Annotated in this window: 18 protein-coding genes; 12 read left to right on the top strand and 6 right to left on the bottom strand. The window is 43.5% G+C overall.

Features of this window, described 5'->3' with window-relative positions:
- Positions 1-12: 12 nt before the first annotated feature.
- Both F4V51_RS15410 and F4V51_RS15405 read left to right on the top strand, forming a co-directional pair.
- Positions 13-948 (top strand): NADP-dependent oxidoreductase, encoded by a 936-nt coding sequence (locus F4V51_RS15410; RefSeq protein WP_153978678.1) that lies wholly within the window; start codon positions 13-15, stop codon positions 946-948.
- 368 nt (positions 949-1,316) lie between these two features.
- Positions 1,317-3,056 carry an ABC-F family ATP-binding cassette domain-containing protein gene (locus tag F4V51_RS15405; protein ID WP_153978677.1) on the top strand — a complete coding sequence of 580 codons (1,740 nt, stop codon included), beginning with the start codon at positions 1,317-1,319 and terminating at the stop codon, positions 3,054-3,056.
- A 195-nt stretch (positions 3,057-3,251) separates the two neighbouring features.
- Here F4V51_RS15405 and F4V51_RS15400 read toward each other — a convergent pair whose 3' ends face one another.
- From F4V51_RS15400 to F4V51_RS15380, 5 genes are read right to left on the bottom strand one after another with little or no spacing between them, the layout of a single operon-like run.
- On the bottom strand, positions 3,252-3,548 hold the full coding sequence (locus F4V51_RS15400; RefSeq protein WP_153978676.1) for a spore coat protein: 297 nt from the start codon (positions 3,546-3,548) through the stop codon (positions 3,252-3,254).
- An 11-nt stretch (positions 3,549-3,559) separates the two neighbouring features.
- Entirely contained in the window at positions 3,560-3,760 is a 201-nt protein-coding gene (locus tag F4V51_RS15395; protein ID WP_153978675.1) for a hypothetical protein, read from the bottom strand.
- A 31-nt stretch (positions 3,761-3,791) separates the two neighbouring features.
- On the bottom strand, positions 3,792-4,928 hold the full coding sequence (locus F4V51_RS15390) for a zinc-dependent alcohol dehydrogenase (RefSeq protein WP_153978674.1): 1,137 nt from the start codon (positions 4,926-4,928) through the stop codon (positions 3,792-3,794).
- Entirely contained in the window at positions 4,925-5,311 is a 387-nt protein-coding gene (locus F4V51_RS15385) for a spore coat protein (protein WP_095357838.1), read from the bottom strand. The genes F4V51_RS15390 and F4V51_RS15385 overlap by 4 nt, the downstream gene beginning before the upstream one ends.
- An 11-nt stretch (positions 5,312-5,322) precedes the next feature.
- Positions 5,323-5,565: a spore gernimation protein GerQ gene (locus tag F4V51_RS15380; RefSeq protein ID WP_153978673.1), complete on the bottom strand. Its 243-nt coding sequence runs from the start codon at positions 5,563-5,565 to the stop codon at positions 5,323-5,325.
- A 184-nt stretch (positions 5,566-5,749) separates the two neighbouring features.
- Between F4V51_RS15380 and F4V51_RS15375 the strand changes: the two genes are divergently transcribed.
- The 7 genes from F4V51_RS15375 (at position 5,750) to F4V51_RS15345 (ending at position 12,743) form a co-directional block, all read left to right on the top strand.
- Positions 5,750-6,028 (top strand): hypothetical protein, encoded by a 279-nt coding sequence (locus F4V51_RS15375; protein ID WP_153978672.1) that lies wholly within the window; start codon positions 5,750-5,752, stop codon positions 6,026-6,028.
- 276 nt (positions 6,029-6,304) lie between these two features.
- Positions 6,305-7,420, top strand: a complete 1,116-nt coding sequence (locus F4V51_RS15370; protein ID WP_201281219.1) for an L-dopachrome tautomerase-related protein — start codon at positions 6,305-6,307, stop codon at positions 7,418-7,420.
- 125 nt (positions 7,421-7,545) lie between these two features.
- Positions 7,546-8,121 (top strand): TetR/AcrR family transcriptional regulator, encoded by a 576-nt coding sequence (locus F4V51_RS15365; protein ID WP_153978671.1) that lies wholly within the window; start codon positions 7,546-7,548, stop codon positions 8,119-8,121.
- Positions 8,122-8,487: 366 nt separating this feature from the next.
- A complete protein-coding gene (locus F4V51_RS15360; protein ID WP_153978670.1) occupies positions 8,488-9,339 on the top strand; it encodes an SDR family oxidoreductase in 852 nt (283 codons plus the stop codon).
- 142 nt (positions 9,340-9,481) lie between these two features.
- A complete protein-coding gene (locus F4V51_RS15355) occupies positions 9,482-9,805 on the top strand; it encodes a putative quinol monooxygenase (protein WP_153978669.1) in 324 nt (107 codons plus the stop codon).
- Between the two features lie 25 nt (positions 9,806-9,830).
- On the top strand, positions 9,831-10,163 hold the full coding sequence (csaA, locus tag F4V51_RS15350) for a chaperone CsaA (protein WP_153978668.1): 333 nt from the start codon (positions 9,831-9,833) through the stop codon (positions 10,161-10,163).
- Between the two features lie 333 nt (positions 10,164-10,496).
- The gene (locus tag F4V51_RS15345) at positions 10,497-12,743 is read left to right on the top strand and encodes a glycoside hydrolase family 3 C-terminal domain-containing protein (RefSeq protein WP_153978667.1); all 2,247 of its coding nucleotides are present in this window, start codon (positions 10,497-10,499) and stop codon (positions 12,741-12,743) included.
- Between the two features lie 39 nt (positions 12,744-12,782).
- Here the strand turns inward: F4V51_RS15345 and F4V51_RS15340 are convergent, their stop codons facing one another.
- Positions 12,783-14,006 carry a helix-turn-helix domain-containing protein gene (locus F4V51_RS15340; RefSeq protein ID WP_153978666.1) on the bottom strand — a complete coding sequence of 408 codons (1,224 nt, stop codon included), beginning with the start codon at positions 14,004-14,006 and terminating at the stop codon, positions 12,783-12,785.
- A gap of 152 nt (positions 14,007-14,158) precedes the next feature.
- On the opposite strand from F4V51_RS15340, the gene F4V51_RS15335 reads away from it, so the two are divergent.
- From F4V51_RS15335 to F4V51_RS15330, 3 genes are all read left to right on the top strand, one after another.
- Complete coding sequence (locus F4V51_RS15335; RefSeq protein ID WP_153978665.1) at positions 14,159-16,888, top strand: family 78 glycoside hydrolase catalytic domain; 2,730 nt, start codon at positions 14,159-14,161, stop codon at positions 16,886-16,888.
- Between the two features lie 221 nt (positions 16,889-17,109).
- Entirely contained in the window at positions 17,110-17,304 is a 195-nt protein-coding gene (locus F4V51_RS28960; protein WP_201281155.1) for a hypothetical protein, read from the top strand.
- A 6-nt stretch (positions 17,305-17,310) separates the two neighbouring features.
- Positions 17,311-18,537, top strand: a complete 1,227-nt coding sequence (locus F4V51_RS15330; protein ID WP_268893549.1) for an MFS transporter — start codon at positions 17,311-17,313, stop codon at positions 18,535-18,537.
- Positions 18,538-18,605: the final 68 nt, after the last annotated feature.

Here is an 18,605-nt window from a genome sequence, read left to right as displayed (position 1 = left end):
AGTGTTCAAAAAATGAAAGCAATTGTGATTAATCAATATGGAAGCAAAGATGTGTTAGTTGAGCAGGAAGTGGATAAACCAAGGGCAGAAGCTAATCAAGTGGTTGTAAAACTAGAGGCTACATCGATTAATCCAATTGATTGGAAATTAAGAGAAGGTTACTTAAAGCAAATGTTTGATTGGGAATTCCCTATTATCTTAGGTTGGGATGCAGCTGGAGTTATTTCTGAAATAGGTTCAAACGTTTCGAAGTGGAACGTAGGGGACCGGGTATTCAGTCGTCCTGAAACCACTCGTTTCGGGACATATGCTGAATATACAGCCGTTGATGAGCACCTACTGGCAAAAATACCAGATTCCATCTCATATAAGGAGGCAGCGGCTGTACCTTTAGCAGGTTTGACGGCTTGGCAGGCTTTGTTTACACATGGCCATCTAAAAGAAGGTGAGACTGTACTTATCCATGCTGGTGCAGGTGGTGTAGGGATGTATGCCATTCAATTAGCAAAGTATGCCGGCGCTCACGTTGTTACAACAGCAAGTGAAAAAAACCATGAACTTCTCTATTCACTGGGTGCGGATCAAGTCATTGATTACAAAAAGGAAAAATTTGAAGAGATTCTAAAAGAGATCGATTTAGTATTTGACACGATGGGTGGAGTAGTAGCTGAGAACAGCTATAAAGTGCTTAAACCCAATACCGGAAGACTGATTACTATTGTTGGTCAACCCGACCATGATATGGCTAAGTCTCACCACGTATTAGCAAAGGGGATTTGGCTGCAGCCAGACGGTGATCAATTGCAGAAAATAGCTGATCTGATGGAAGACAAAAAGATGAAATCCATAGTAGGGGCAACATTCCCGTTTAGCAGACAGGGGATTTATGATGCACATGCTTTGAGTGAAACACATCATGCTGTAGGTAAAATTGTCATTACATTTTAAAAACCTAACTGGGGAAAACAGATAAAATTAGCTTTTTATGAATACCATATAGAAATGATGCACTAAGGGATAAAGTGTCTATCGTATTATCCCTCCCATTTTAGTTAAAGGGTAAAATTTCTGAAGACTTCCTCTTCGAGAGCCGGAGTCTTTTTGTTTTATCCTAAGCGTAGGTCTAATGTAAAATTAAATCAGAGCTTATACGTCTAAGTGTCTTGCTTTACACTATGCAAAAATACCATTAAAAACAACTCCTGAACATCATTAAATAGATTGATCTAGTTGGTAAACAGTGTTACTCTGAAAGTCTGTGTTCAATAATTTATTTAATAATAGTCACCATTAAGGTTATAAAGAAAGGTAACACGATGATAAAAGTTGAAAACTTATCCTTCTCATTTCCGCAAAAAGAACTATATAACAACATTTCATTTACGTTAGAAGAGGCACAGCATTGTGCTTTTATAGGAACAAGTGGCAGTGGGAAAAGTACACTCGTCGATATACTGATAGATCCGGAAAGATATTTGTTCGAGGGCAAGTTAGAGATAGACCCGGAATGCAAAATAGGGTATGTCAGTCAGTTCCCGCAAGTCGACAAAACGAAAGAAACAACCGTATTTGAATATATCGGCGAAGAATTTATTAAGATACAGGATGAAATCACAGCTCTGTATGCGGAGATGTCTACCACGTCTGACATGGATTCGCTGATGGAGAAGGTTCAATTGGCTTTGGATGCATTCGAAGCGATGGATGGGGACAATTTCGAAAACACCATTAATAAGCAGCTAAACCTGGCCAACCTCATGAAACTCAAAGATCTCAATATATCCGACGTGAGTGGTGGGGAATTTAAACTTATTCAAGTGATGAAGGAAATGCTCAATCGTCCAGACTTATTGATTATGGATGAACCCGATGTATTTTTGGACTTTGAAAACCTAAATTCACTTAAAAAATTAATAAATTCCCACAAGGGAATGCTGCTGGTTGTTACACACAACCGTTATCTACTGAATCATTGTTTCAACAAAATTATTCACCTTGAAAACACGGAGATCCAAGAGTTTGACGGGCGATATATCGAGTACAACTTCTCGCTGCTTCAGACTAAGATCGAGCTGCAAGAAATCGCGGTTGCTGAAGCTGAAGAGATCGAGAGATACGATCATATCATCGACAATCTCAGAGAGATCGCCACGTATAATTCGGAAGCCTCCAGAGGCAGAGCGTTAAAAGCCAGAGTCAAGTTTCAAGAGAGATTGGAAGCACGTCGAATAAAAGAGCCATTTGTCGATATTAAGCAGCCAAATATCCGTTTTGGTATCGATAAGGAAATCGAAGACACTGTTGTCGTGAAAGTCAATAATTATAGCGTTTCCTTTGACGAGCTGCTCTTGGAAAATGTGAATTTCGAGATCAAATCAACAGATAAAGTAGCCCTGATCGGTCCGAATGGTACCGGGAAAACCACTTTACTCCGTGAAATCTATAAAAACAATCAGGCTTCCATTGAAATAAATGATGATGTGAATGTGGCTTATTTATCTCAGCTTCAAGGTGAAATGCTAAAAGATTCGAATACCATCCTACATGATTTCATAGATGCTGGGTTTAAAACGTATGATGAGATTAGATTGCATCTTATAGATTATGGATTTGAAGGAGAAATCCTTGATCAAAAGATTGAATCATTATCTGGTGGAGAAAAAAACATGCTTCAACTGGCTAAGGTTTCTGGCAGTCAAGCGGGCGTGTTGCTTCTTGATGAACCGACAAGCCATCTAGACACTTACTCACAAATTGCACTGGAAAAAGCTATTGAAGACTATAAAGGTGCGATTCTCATGATTTCTCATGATTTTTATTCTGTTGTAAATGGTATGGATTATGTTTTAATCATTAATGATAAAACAATTAGCAAAATGAGTATGCAGGAATTTAGACAGATGATTTATGCTAGTCATTTTGATAAAGATTATTTAGAAACTGAACAACAGAAAAAATCAGTTGAAATGAAAATAGAATTGGCTTTAAAAGAGACTAATTTTGAACTTGCCAAAGTATTGGTGGATGAGTTAGAAAAGGTAATTAAGTTACTTTAAAATGGAATGTGCCCGTTAGAATCGCGAGGAATATCAAAGAAAAACTGGCGAAGAAAAAGAAACGAAACGCTTGTTTAAGTTTTGTATCGTGACGCAGCAGAAACAAGGGCGGAGTGTATCCGCCCTTGTTTCATTGCTGGATTATGGACACAGTACACTATGCACTCAGAAGTCTCCGGCATTGGTTAAACGGTGTCAGGACGGAATGTTCATCGCCGTTTGAATGTTTTGCAGATCAAGCTGAATTTGCTCTGGAATATGGTAAGGGTGGTATAAGCCTTGCTGTACCATGTAATTTGATATCTTTTCGTGAGAGACTATCGCTTCATCGAGCTGTTTCATCAAAATTTGCTTGATTTCGGGGGTGGCACATTCGGTCACAGCCATGGCGTAATTTCTGACTCCGCTCTTGGCGTTTATCAACAAATCCATTGCGATCACGTCATCAGTAAGCGTATGAAGGCCTGACATGTGTTCTAATATTGGGTTCATTTTTTTATCTCCTATACAGTCGCTTTGGACAGCACTTCACTGAGTTCCTGAAGCTGCTGTTGTGATAGTGTCACATCTTGTTGCAAAATTTGCATGAGTTCCGGATCGGTTACCAGAGCTTGCATGGTCTGGGATTTCGTTAAGCAAACCGTCTTGAATGCAGCTATTTCATGTACCTCAAGCACCTCATGCAATGCGTATTTGGAATTCATTCGGATTATCCTCCCAAGTATCTATCCATATTTAAGGCTTTAAGATGACTTTAATACAATTGTCCGTTTTTGTATCGAACACTTCATAGCCCCGCTTGGCATCGCTGAGCGGAATGACATGCGTAACAATGTCGCCGGGGTCCACTTTGCCAGACGTAACCAACTCGTACATATACGGCATATAGTGAATAACTGGAGCTTGTCCAGAACGGATATTCACATTTCTCTGCATGATGTCACCGAGCGGGAAGCCGTTATAACGACCACCATATACCCCAGTGACTTGGATGGTGCCGCCTTTGCGGACAGCCTGTGAAGCAATAATAAATGCGCTCATGGTGCCGCCTTGCAGTTTCAAACCGCTGGCTAAATATTCAAGATCACTCATCTTGCCGTCCATACCTACTGCATCAATGACAACATCGGCGCCGCCTTTGGTCATTTCCTTGAGCGTATTGCCAATGTTCTGATCTTGTTCGAAGTTTACGATTTCGACGTTGTTCGTTCGCTTCGCATGCTGCAAGCGGTAATCGACATAGTCAACGGCTATGACCCGCTTTGCTCCTTTCAGCCAGCAGAATTTCTGGGCCAAGAGTCCAACTGGGCCGCATCCGAGAACGATGACCGTATCTCCATTTTTTACGCCGGCATTATCTACGCTCCAGAATGCCGTGGTCATGGCATCAGCGATCAAGCTTAGCTTTTCGTCCGGTTGTTCGCAGCTCTCTGGAATTTTGAAGTGGGTGAAATTGGCAAACGGAACCCGTAAATACTCGGCTTGCCCGCCAGAATACCCGCCGGTCGTTCCCGAGTAGCCGAAATATGCGCCCATATCTCCGTTCTCGTTGGAATTGTCACATTGGCTTTCCAGCTGATTTTTACAATAAAAGCATTCTCCACATGCGATGTTGAACGGGATGATTACACGGTCGCCTTTTTTCAGGTTTGTCACGCCAGGGCCTACTTCTTCTACGATCCCCATCGGCTCATGTCCGATGACATAGTTCTCCTGAAGGTTAGGGATCATCCCGTGAATAAGATGAAGGTCAGAACCGCAAATGGCGGTACTGGTGATCTTTACGATCATATCGTCCGGTTTCTCAATCTTCGCATCCGGAACCTCTTTGACCACGACATTTTTAACCCCTTGATACGTTACCGCCTTCATGCTTTATGTCCTCCAATATGTTCATCTGGGGTCCGATCAAACATCCCTTTACGCGACGTATCTCCCGGGAACAGATTCATCTGCCCGATCATTACCGTATTATTCGCGGATAGCTGGTCGAGTTGGTACTGTTCATTCAGCTCGTAAGGATGGAACCACTTTTTGCGAATCATGAGCTCCGAGATTTCCTGGTGCATTGCAATCCCTTGTTTAAGCTGAGTGTGCAGCAGGGCTCTTACATCTGGTGAAGCCGTTTCCGTCAGAGCGATGGACAAATTACGCACACCTTCCTTGGCACGAATAAGGAAGTCCATGGCAAAAGTCATATCTGCCATTTCCGGCATATTTAATGAGTTAATCGGGTCTAAATAATCGGTATTCATTTGAGCTCCCCTTAATGTGTTATAGGTGTCGGACTACTCGGAACAGGCGCTTGGAAAGGAGCTCTCGCGTAAATGGCTTGCAGCTCGGCGATCTGTTGTATGGACTGAGTGACGTCTTTTTGCATTAAAGCTTTTAGCTCTTGGTCAAAGACGAGGCCTTGCATCAGTTTTGACTTAGCGATGCATAGCGTTTTAAAGTTTAAAGCTTCATGCAGTTCCATCGATTCGTGCGGCGCTAGTGTTGGGTTGTTCATGGAGAAATGATCACCTCCTTTTTCATTAACGTTAGATTTTCCAACGAATCGGAACTTATACTAAAATGGATTGCGGAAGAGGAAGATCCGAATATTCCCATACCATTGCAGGAATATAATCAAAATCTTAATCCGATACTTATTTCTGTTTTAAATGATTTTGAAATAGGGAGGAGGACTCACTGTGCCCAATAAAAACAAAATTGATCTAGCCACCGAAAATGCAAGAAAACCGGCAGAAGGTGCCCTTAACTCGAGTGGAAATACACTGGAGCAGCATGCATCTAATGCAGTTTCTGAGGTGCAGACGGCTCTAAATCAGGCAATAAGCTCGTTAAATGAATCTAATGCAACCAATTCACAAGCGTTGGAAAAAGCCCGGCAGCAATTGACCCGAGCAGATGAATTTTTAGATCAAGCGCAAACTTCCGCAAATGCATTACGTCTGCCGGACCAACAATAAAACGGTCCTAGTACTGATAATATTGGCAGAGATTTTCCTTCTTTTCCGAGTTTTTCTCCGATACTCTCTGCATGGGGATTTACCCTGCGTTGACGATCGGAGGAAGCAATTTTCCTAGAACATATATAGTTACGGTCAACATGCTTCGGCTTACGCCGAAGTTTTTTGTATTTTAGATGGTTCAGACCATTTCAAAATTACGGATGAAAAAGAATGATTAACGGCCAGGCATTAGAAAACGTCTTGAACATAATTATAGGTAATATCTATCCAACTATGTTTGAGGAGGACATCATACTGCCTATGTTACCTATGGAAGAATATTTTGGTAAGTTAGAACTCGTTCATTCGTTTTACGGGGCTATGCCTACAGGCGTTAGTGTATCCGAAACCGGGCGTATCTTTATTTGCTTTCCGAAATGGGGAGATGACGTTAAATTTACGGTAGCGGAAATTGTTGAGGGTCAGCTGCAGCCTTATCCTAATGCAGAAACGAATTTGATCAACCCCTTGAATCTCGCAATGTCCTTCATCAGTGTGCAAAGTGTTGTTGCTGATGGAAGGGGAACCTTGTGGGTACTGGACACGGCTGCACCAAATTTTTCTGAACCCATTATAGGAGGGGCAAAACTAGTCGCGGTAGATTTAGAAACAAATACAATAACAAAAGTATATACATTTGCAGATGATGTGGTCCTGCCGACAACGTATCTGAATGATGTCCGATTTGACTTTCGAGTAGGTAACGCAGGTTACGCCTATATAACGGATTCTTCTTCCAATGGTCCAGGTGCTATTATCGTCGTAAATTTAGAAAACGGAAATGCGTATAGACGGTTGCATGGAGCAAGCTCAACCTCACCCGATCCGTATTTTGTACCGAAAGTGGAAGGTAAAATTTTGATGAATCGAAACCCAGATGGTTCGACATCTCCCTTTCGGTTGGCCTCTGATGGTATAGCCATTTCCCCTGATGGAAAAACGTTATTCTATTGTCCATTAACCAGTCGCCAGCTATACTCGATCTCAACAGAATCATTAAGAGACAGAACGATACCGGATTTCAAGTTAAGTGATCTTGTGCACTATTGGGGAGAGAAGGGTGCATCGGATGGGATGATCACGGACGCAAAAGGAAACGTGTATGCTGGAGATTATGAAAACGATAGTATTCGAAAGATATTGCCGAATGGAATTATGGAAACCATCGCCCATGATCCCCGAATTTTATGGCCAGATACGTTTTCAATTGGTCCGGATCAATACTTATATGTAATTGTGAACCAATTACATAGACAGGCAAGATTTCATTATGGCAAAGACTTGCGAAAAAAACCGTATAGTTTACTACGTTTGAAAATTGATGAATTACCTGCACCTACTTTTGGATAAATAGAACCGATTAAAACGAAAAGAGGCAGGGTTTCACCATGTTGTGATCTCATACAGGATGATCATGGTCATACGGTACAGCCTTGTCATGGACATACCTATATAGCACTGCTATAATAGAGGTTATGAACACATATGACAAAATATTAGCAGCTGCTCTTAAGGTACTGGAAGAAGAGGGCGGAGCCCAATTTTCGACACGAGCTGTCACTTCGATCGCGCAGGTTACGGCTCCTACACTCTACCATCATTTCGGTAATGCCGATGGACTCCTGAGTGCAGCTATAGTGGAAGCGTTCAAACAGTTATTCGAAAGCAAAATTGCCGCAGTGGAGTCCCCTATTCCAGAGATGGCGCTTCGTCAGGGGTGGGATGACTATGTCCGCTTCGCGGCAGCCCGTCCTCGGATATATGCGGCAATGATGGGGCGGCTGCTTGAGGGCGCCCACATCGAGGCGGCAGATCAGTCGTACCAAGCACTTGTGCAAAATGTTCAAAGAGTTGCTGCCGCAGGAAAATTAGCTGTTTCAGCCGAAGCTGCGGCAGATCTGGTTTGGGCTTCTGCCAATACGGCCTCTTGGCTGTATGTGACGTCCCAAATTCGCAAGGCACCCCCACCCCAGCCCGACGTCGTTGATCTCATTCGAGAAAGCGTGATGCAGATTATCTTGATCCCAATGCCGGATTCTCCTTCAAAATGAGGGATCGATAAAAGAGCTGGAGACTCCAGACAAAGCCCCTACCTATGTGGGCTTTGTTTTGTTTCATGGTACAGATGAAGAACTACAAATGGTAACACATAAGAGAGATCGCCTATTCAAGCAGGATGGCGATCTTTTTTTTATTTTCAAAGGGATTCGATGAGCTCATTCCTCACGCTACGGTACGACGTGAGCGTCAAAGTATATCACGCTGCGCTTGTCATTAATGATGTTCAGGCAGCAGGAGGAATACAATACGAAAAAAATGTATAGCACTGCTATAGACAGTTCTATATAGCGGTGCTATAATGACCGTATAACAGTGCTATACAGTGATTCAAAACTAACAAACTCGGGAGGTTTACAATGCCATATAAAACTCAAGACATGGTTGTCGTCACAGGTACTTCAAGTGGAATCGGCAGGGCTACCGCGGAGCAGCTCGCCGCTGAAGGATTTCACGTTTTAGCTGGGGTTCGCCGTCAGGAAGATGCCGACAAAATCAAACAAAACAATATCGAACCGGTGATTCTCGATATTACCGCTAGCGACACACTAAGGGCGCTGGCCGAACGAGTGGAGCAAGATCCACTTGGACGCCCGCTGCGCGCCGTGGTCAACAATGCCGGCATTGCCGTTAATGCACCTCTTGAGATGGTTCCGCTGGATGAATTTCGTCGTCAGATCGAAGTCAGCGTGATTGGGCAGGTTGCGGTTATTCAGGCGCTTACTCCTGCCTTGCTGAAGAGCGGCGGACGCGTAGTTAATATCGGATCCGTTGGCGGCAAAATCTCCATGCCCGGTTTCGGAATTTATTCAGCTGCAAAGTACGCGATGGAAGCGATCAATGACAGCCTCCGCAGAGAGATGTCCTCGTTCGGACTCAAAGTTATCATGATTACTCCGGGCGGTGTCAGCACCAGCCTGTCGGAGAAAGGGGTTACGACAGCCGATCGGCTGTCCAAGTTGATGACGCCCGATCAGCACAGACGCCATGATCGTCTTTTTGACGCCGTGAAAGCACAGGCTGAATCATGGGCTACGAGCGGTATTCCTCCTCAGAAAGTGGCAGAAGTGGTTTCACGAGCCATCCACGCAAGTAACCCGCGCACCCGCTATACGGCTGGCCGAGATTCGGCACTGCTGACCCGACTGGTTCGTATTCTCCCGGATAAACTTCTCGACCGGATGCTCCGCAGCCAGATGAAGCTGCAGTAACGGGAGTATGACTGATGTCGCAACAACCGTTTGAACATGCCATTGTTGTAGGTGGATCTTTAGGTGGTCTAATGATGAGGCTAGCGTTATCCCTTTCTGGGTATGCAGTGACGATTCTATTTATAAATTAGGAGGAATTAGCATGAACGATACAAACAACCGTTACGTAACTGTACTATGGGAGGCTAGAGCCAAGACAGGGAGAGAAGCAGAAATGAAGGCGTTTATGACTGCAGCTGTCACCCCGTCACGCAATGACCAGGGAAACATTGACTATGAGGCTCACGAGGTAGAAGGCCAGCCTGGTACATTCATCATCTACGAGCGCTGGGAAAACCGGGAAGCCCTCGATCGACACCTGAGCGCCCCGCGGATGAGGGAACTGGTACCCCAGCTCTTAGAACTGATGGAGGGATCCATTGAGGAAGGGATTCGACTCCTGAAACCGTTTCGTCCAGCGCATTAAACTACAACACTAGGGAGGTCAAACATTGGCAACGATCGATGATTTTGCAGCACTAGATATTCGTGTCGGAACGATTAAGGAAGCGGAGTATTTTGAAGAAGCAAAATTCCCAGCGATTAAGCTTAAGATTGATTTTGGACCGGAGATCGGGATGAAATCCTCAAGTGCACAAATAACGAAGCGTTACAACGCTGAGGACATCATAGGAAGACAAATTGTTGGAATCGTCAATTTTCCTCCTCGGCGCATTGCTGGATTCAAATCGGAGGTATTAGTTTTGGGTGGAGTTCCGGAAAAAGGAGATGTAATACTATTGAAGCCTGATACTGAAATCCCTAACGGTACTCCTATTGCATAAGTTAGACGACGAGAACGTGAACTGAATACAAATAAGAAAGCAGCTGACCAATGTGTGAACTGCACCCCGTTGTTAGACACCTTCTAACAGAACGGAGGTGCGGTTTTTTGTCAAAATGAATATGGAATCTCTCTCTATTACGACAATCCATTGGAGTAATCATGAATTGTTTTATGAGCAGAAATAAGGTTAGCACTTATGGAGTTCACACATTATAAAAACCATATCATTTTTCCAAAAAGGAAACCATTTTACCATATATTTAGGAGCATTTCATCTACTCTTATGAAGTAACCGATTTCATTATTTATGTTTACCAACGGAGGAGAGCGAATGAATCCTAATTTAAAAGAAATGATCAGTCAAATGACATTGGAAGAAAAAGCAGAACTCTGCTCAGGTAAAGATTTCTGGAACACCATATCCATCGACCGCCTTGCGATTCCCTCTATTATGATGACAGATGGCCCTCACGGACTTCGAAAACAAGAGGGGAGCGCGGACCACTTAGGCTTAAATAAAAGTGTACCGGCTACCTGCTTCCCATCTGGAAGTGGAGTTGCTTCATCGTGGAATCGTGAACTGGCCCATACGATGGGGAAAGCAATCGGACAAGAAGCAGCGGCGGCGGATATTTCCATTGTTTTGGGGCCTGGTGTGAATATCAAGCGTTCCCCGCTGTGTGGCCGAAATTTTGAATATTTTTCTGAAGATCCTTATTTATCGGGAACTTTGGCAGCTAGCTATATTCAAGGCGTACAAAGCCAAGGTGTGGGTACTTCCATCAAACATTTTGCGGTAAACAACCAGGAATATAAGCGAATGTCTGTCGATGCGGTGGTCGATGAACGGACATTGCGAGAAATTTATCTGGCTAGCTTCGAGTATGCAGTGAAAAAGGGAGAGCCCTGGACTGTCATGGCCGCTTATAACAGGGTAAATGGGGACTTTTGTTCCGAAAACAGCCGGTTACTGACTGAAATTCTTCGGGAAGAATGGGGATTTGCAGGCGTAGTGGTGTCGGATTGGGGGGCTGTCAATGAACGGGATCAGGGACTAGCGGCCGGTCTGGACCTTGAGATGCCTTCCAGTAACGGAGTAGGATGCAAGAAAATGATTGAAGCTGTACAATCGGGAACGTTGAGCGAAGAGGTGCTGGATCAGTCTGTTGAGAGATTGTTGTCACTTGTATTCAAAGCTGTTGATAACAAGCGGAATTCAGTATCGGTTGATGTAGAGACACAGCACCAGTTGGCCAGAAAGATTGCAAGTGAATGCATGGTTCTGCTTAAGAATGAGGAGAGTATTCTGCCTCTTAACACCGAAGATTCCATAGCAGTTATCGGAGCATTCGCGCAGCAACCGCGCTACCAGGGAGGCGGTAGTTCACACATTATGCCGACGAAGCTGGATAACATCTATGAAGAAATCCTTAAAACAGCCACTGATAGTGCATGCATCTCCTATGCGGCTGGTTATTCAGTAGACGAAGATGTTGTAAACGAAGAACTGATTCAAGAAGCAGTAGCTGTCGCAAAGAATGCACAGGTTGCCGTGATATTTGCCGGGCTGCCTGAACGCTATGAGTCCGAAGGTTTCGACCGGAGACACCTTCAATTGCCGGAAAGTCACCGAACTTTAATTGAAGCCGTCGCGGAGGTTCAAGAGAATATTGTTGTTGTATTGAGCAACGGAGGCCCCATTGAAATGCCTTGGCTGGATAAAGTTAAGGCTGTATTGGAGGCATACCTTGGAGGACAGGCTTTGGGTGGTGCGATCGTTGATATTCTCTTTGGAAGTGTAAATCCAAGCGGAAAACTGGCTGAGACATTTCCTAAAAAACTGATCCACAATCCGTCGTACTTGAATTTCCCCGGAGACGGCGAGACTGCCGAATATCGGGAAGGTATTTTTACGGGCTACCGACATTACGATACAAGAGATGTGGAGCCTTTGTTTCCATTTGGCTTCGGTTTGAGCTACACCCAATTTGAATATCGTGATCTACAGGTCTGTCATAAACAGATCAAAGATACCGGCAGTGTAACGGTCACAGCAAAAGTTAAAAACACGGGTGAAAGAGCGGGCAAAGAGGCTGTTCAGCTATATGTACGTGATGTGGAATCAACGGTCCCACGTCCACTTCAGGAATTAAAGGGGTACACCAAAGTTTCACTTCAGCCTGGTGAAGAGACCATCGTGCAATTTGATCTGGACAAAAGAGCGTTTGCTTACTACGATGTTAAGCTGAAAGACTGGCATGTGGAGACAGGTAAATTCGACATTATGGTCGGGAAATCTTCAAGAGAGATCGAACTCATTGAAACAATCGAGGTAGAATCGAGCGTTATTGTTACCAAACCCATTACCAGGCATTCCACATTTGGTGAATTACTGCAGCATCCCGTTGGTGCTGAAATTATGGGTGCGATGGGGCAATATGACGGGAATGAAGCAGGACTGGGTGAGGGAATGCAGGAACTAATTATGGGTACCACATTGCACAATGCAGCACTTATGAGCAACGGTCAGTTCACAGAAGAAACACTACAGAGCATCTTATCCGCTATTAACCGTTGAATGTAGGCATCTTTAGAATGAGCCCGGCGCAGCCCGGGCTTAGTCCTCTATCAAATGATGCGTTTGTTGATACTGCTTAGGGGTTCTGCCGGAATGTTTTTTGAAGATTTTGGTGAAATAACTCTGATCCGTAAAATTCAAAAGGGACCCGATTTCAGAAAGTGGTGTGCTCGTAAATTGAATCATATGTTTAGCTTCCTCAATTTTGATCTGTTGAATATATTCATTCACGGGAACTCCCACTTCTTTTTTAAATAGTACAGACAGATAGTTTGGGCTGATACCAGCATGTTCAGCAATTTCCTCGTGTGTAATTTTGGAATAACGGTGGTTATATATATAATTTTTGCACAGTGTTACGATTTTAGAATGCTGCGATTCTTTAACCTGAGAGACTTTTTCGGTTAACGAAAAAAATGCTTCCAAGCAGCACTGATCGATTTCCTTATCGGTTCGTAGATCCTCGAGGCGTTGTATGTAAACATCACTTACCGAAAAAGCAATCTCCGAATAGAGCCCCCCGTCAATTGCTGCTCTGGCTGCAAGAGCGATACCGATAATGCCAAGATTCTTTTTAGAACGGATATGACTTGATTTGGACAGGACTCCTGTATTTTCATGACCAAGTTGTGTAAAGTGTTTAAGCATATCCAATTGACCTTCCTTGACGATGGTTAAGAATTTCTTTTCATTGAGTGGGTTGTGATGGAGCATCTCATCATAGCCTTTTGAAGAATGTATAGAGCCTTGTATTTCTTTATCTTTGATATACATACCGCGCAAAGAGTTCTGTACTACTTCCTCAGCTTCGATCAATTCATGATTAAACAATTGATTAACCAAGATCGTGATGTTGATTAGCCTCTCATGGGTTATTACAGGAACAGACTGATAATAATGAAATACTTGTTCCCGGTTGGCAAAGAGGTTTGTGTCATTGATAAGCCCATTAATTTTATGTTCAATCAAGCTAAATGGAAGGGAAGGTCCTAAAATGATGGTTCCTTTATCGTTCTGATCGTTACCAATAGGAATAAGAATGTAGTTCTCAAAAAACATCGTTCGTACAACGGAAGGATCTTCTTTACACACGGATGGATCAAACCCCAACACTGAAAAAAAGAATTGTTTATCATTTTTATACAGCGGATTAAGGATTCGATTACCCAACAGTTCGAATTGAACCTCTCCGGAGGAACGTACAAAGAAGATGGACATATCAAAAAGTTCAGCAATGAGTTTATATTGACGTTTTAGATCCATTTTGTGTTGGGCTCCTTTTTTTTAATCATCTTATCACATCAAAATTACAAAATTACAATGATATTACCATATTGTATGCGGAAAATTCATTATGATATTTTAGTAAGCGTTATCATATTGGTACACGATCTATGTTGAAGGGTGGTTATCTCATGGAATTAAAAGATTTCCGGATTGAGTACATGCAAAATCCGCTTGGACTGGACACAATAAACCCGAGATTCTCATGGAAATTAGGTTCTACTGAACAGGACGTTATGCAATCCGCTTACCGAATCATAGTCACACAAGATTTGCAGAAAATCTGGGATTCTGGAAAGAAGGATGAAGACGTCTCCGTTTTAGTGGAATACGCTGGTCCTCGTTTGCAGGCCACGACATTATATCAAGTTCAAGTCGAAGCTTGGGATAACCAAGGTAATCACGCAGTCATTAAAGGACATTTCGAGACCGGGTTGCTGAAAGGCAGCAACTTTCAGGCAGAGTGGATCACACATCCATTCCCGAGCGAAGAAAGTGCTCCACCCGTTTTCTACAAAGAATTCTCTGTCGAAAAGGAGATTCAGCAAGCCCGAATCTATACGACTTCACTCGGTGTTTATGAAATTGCGATCAATGGGACAAGAGTAGGAGAAAATTACTTTTCACCTGGCTGGACGAATTACAACGAGCGATTGCAGTATCAGACTTACCGTTTGGACGGAATGCTGGAGAGTCAGAATAAAATAGAGATTACGGTGGGGAATGGCTGGTATAAAGGCATATTCGGTTTCACTTGTACTCCGAACCATTACGGGGATCGAGTTGCTGCACTCGCGGAAATCCACATTGTCTATACGGATGGAACAAAAGAGATCATTGCAACCGATAAAACCTGGCAGGTCACTACCGGATCCATCCGTTCAAGTGAGATTTACATGGGCGAGACTTATGATTCTTGTTTTCATGAAAGCCAGTCCTTCGATGTGGAAACGGCTTCTTTTGATAATAATCGACTTGTCTCTCAGGAAAGTGAACCAGTCAAAATCACAAAAAGACTTCCTGCCCTTCAGTTGATTACAACCCCTAAAGGAGAACGTGTCATTGATTTCGGGCAAATCCTTACGGGGTTCGTAGAGCTTCGAACAAAAGGGAGGAAAGGTCAAACGATAACCATACGGCATGCTGAGGTTCTTGATAAGGAGGGGAATTTCTATCCGGATACGTTAAGGCAGGCAGTATCCATTGATCGATTAATCTGTAATGGTAAAGATCAAATATTCCGCCCTCATTTCACCTTCCACGGATTTCGCTATATCGCCATTGAAGGGATGGATGAGATCCAGCTTGATCAATTCACAGCTTGCGTGCTGCATTCAAGTTTGGAGGAAACTGGCCGTTTCGTGACCTCCAATGCGATGGTGAACCAATTGCAAAGCAACATTCAGTGGAGCCAAAGAGGTAACTTTTTGGATATACCGACGGATTGCCCTCAAAGAGACGAGCGTCTAGGGTGGACAGGAGATGCACAAGTATTTGCCGGGACCGCTGCGTTTAATATGAATGTTGCTTCCTTCTTCAAGAAATGGCTGCGCGACCTTGCCTCTGAGCAGACGGAGGAATATGGGGTTCCCCATGTCATTCCTAACATTCTTGGAAATCAGGAAGGTGCTGCTGCCTGGAGCGATGCCGCTGTTATTGTCCCTTGGGTCATGTACCAAACCTACGGAGACCTTCGATTGCTGCGAGAACAATATGACAGCATGAAGGGGTGGATTGATTATATTACTGCACGTTGTGGAGCGAATGGATTATGGCAGACTGGTTATCAATATGGGGACTGGTTAGGGTTAGACAAAGAGGAGATTAGTAACGAAAGAACAGGGGCTACAGATGTTTATCTGGTAGCAAACGCTTATTATGCGTATTCGACCGAACTGGTTGCAAAGACAGCCAAGCTTCTGGACAAAACCGAAGATGCCGTCCGTTACGAAAAATTGCACAGCCAGATCAAACAAGCTTTCAATGCAGAATATATCTCTTCAACTGGCAGACTGGTTAGCGAAACTCAAACGGCCTGCGTGTTAGCTCTGCACTTTAACCTTGCTGAGGATAGATTCAAGGATCGGATCCGCAAGACGCTTGAAAACAATATAGCGAAACATAAAAACCATCTCACGACAGGATTTGTTGGTACTCCATATCTGTGTCATGCCTTATCGGACAATAACCTGCATGACCTTGCTGGTACCTTGTTTTTAAAAGAGGATTTCCCATCCTGGTTGTACGCCGTAAAAAAAGGGGCAACCACGATATGGGAACGCTGGAATTCCATTCTACCTAATGGTGATTTCGATACCTCAGGTATGAACTCCTTGAATCATTACGCCTATGGATCCATTGGTGAATGGATGTATAGAAAACTCGCGGGAATTAATCCAATTGAAGCAGGTTATAAGAAGATTCTCATAAAACCTCAATTCATCCGAGGAATCAGTTCGGTAGATGCTTCTTTTGATTCAGTCTACGGAGAGATAAAAAGCTCTTGGTCATGCAGGGCGGGTAAAATTATTGTAAATGTAACGATACCAGCAAATACAACAGCAATTATTGTACTTCCTGAGAAACCCATGCCTGTGGAGGTTGGTTCCGGATCTTACAGCTTCGAATATGCGACGCAAATCCGTCTTGAAAGAGAACGGTTTACGATGGATTCGACACTCAAAGAGATTGTGGAAGAGCCTACAGCAGTTCGAATGTTAAACGAGCACGCTCCCGGTATGCTGGATCACCCGATGATCCAATATGCTTATGAATTATCTGTAAGCGAATTGCTCGCCAATACGCCAGAGGAGACCGAACAGTTATTTAGAAGAGTCATACAAATGCTCAATGCCTCCTAGGTGTGTAAAGAGAATATGGAAGGCGCTGCAGGAAACGAGCAGCGCCTTTTTGGATTACAGAAATTCGTTTTGGCAGAACGAAATTATAGCGCATAAAAAAAGCAAAGCGCCAACATAAAATTACTAAAAAAATAATGAAGTTACCATATTTATGCTTTGCGGAGGACTAAAATAATGTTTGAAAGCGGTACCAAGAAGCGAATGAATAAGGGGGAACAGCAATGAAAGCAGAGCGGGAAATTTTTAATCCACCAGTTGGAAAGGGAAGTAAAAAGTTCAGGGCATTAGGCCTTGATGCCCAAGGAATTCAGAAAACAATGCGCCCGTACCATTACTTAGGCGATGGAGCAGCCCAAGTAGCTTTAAACTCCATCAACGGACTGATCGGGATGTTGACTTATTTTTATACAGATTAGGTAGGGATTGCAGCTGCCACAGTGGGTACGATCATGCTCATCACCAAATTTATCAATGCCATAGCAGACTTGCTGATGGGTAGAATCGTTGATGCGACAAAATCCAAATATGGAAAGGCTAGACCTTGGATTCTATGGATGGCTCTACCTACCCTGGCATCTATCATATTACTGTTCACCGTGCCCGCTGAAGCATCATCAACGGTAAAAACCGTCTATGCTTTAGCTACAGTAGCGTTTGCTTCAGCCATTGTGTATACGGGAATTGCGATCCCTTTCGGAAGCTTGATGGCGATTCGTACCAGAAGTGTAGAAGAACGCGGGAAAATGGGCCTTACCCGAACCATCTTTGGATATATTATCGGGATGATCATCGCAATCGCATTAATTCCAATAACCAATATGCTTGGTGGGGATCAAAAAGCATGGATTATCGTTGCAGTTGTACTGGGTATTGTATCTTTCATTTCCTTAATCCTGACCTTCTTGGCTTCCAAAGAAAATAATGCTGGCGCAAGTATTGTTGAAAGCGATAACATTCCCTTCTGGGAAAGCATTAAGCTCCTATTCCAGAACAAATACTGGGTCATCATGCTGTTTGCTCAGTTATTGATCAACATGCTGTATACGCTTAACGGTTCAACAGGAATCTATTACACCAAGTATATTCTTGGGAATGAGAACCTGATCGGAATCATGGGAGCAGTTGGATTGGTACCGGTATTTTTGGGTTTTGTTATGGTGGGACCCATGATCAAGAAGTTCGGACTTACCAAAACTGCACGGATAGGCATGATTCTTGGCATTGTTTCATCACTTATTCGTTGCTTCATGCCATATAACTTTATTGCAGCTATAGTACTTGGCGGTATCGCAACACTGGCAACCATTCCAATGATGGCTGTGGGCGGGGTATTGGTGAACAACACCGTGGAATACGGTGAATGGAAGACCGGTAAACGGTTAGTTGGGATGGTCAATAGCGCGAACAGCTTTGGCGTTAAAATTGGTATGGGGCTTGCTGCCGCGATGATCGGCTGGATTCTGGCAATGGGCAACTACGATGGAACGTCAGTAACACAGCCAGATTCTGCGATTACCAGTATCCTGGTTCTGACGATATATCTTCCTTTGGTGATATTCGTTCTTACCTATATCTGCTTGCGCAAGTACGATTTGGATGAGAAGTATCCTCAAATTGTAAAAGAACTGGAAGAACGCTTGAATCCTTAAGAAGATATGGGTTATGGCCCATTACTGAAATTAAATGAACTTATTTGAAAGTGAATCACTAAATATGA

It is taken from the genome of Paenibacillus xylanilyticus (assembly GCF_009664365.1).
In the GTDB taxonomy this organism is placed as follows: Bacteria; Bacillota; Bacilli; order Paenibacillales; family Paenibacillaceae; genus Paenibacillus; species Paenibacillus xylanilyticus_A.
The sequence above is the reverse complement of the archived record's forward strand: the minus strand, read 5'-3'. Positions and strand labels throughout refer to the sequence as shown.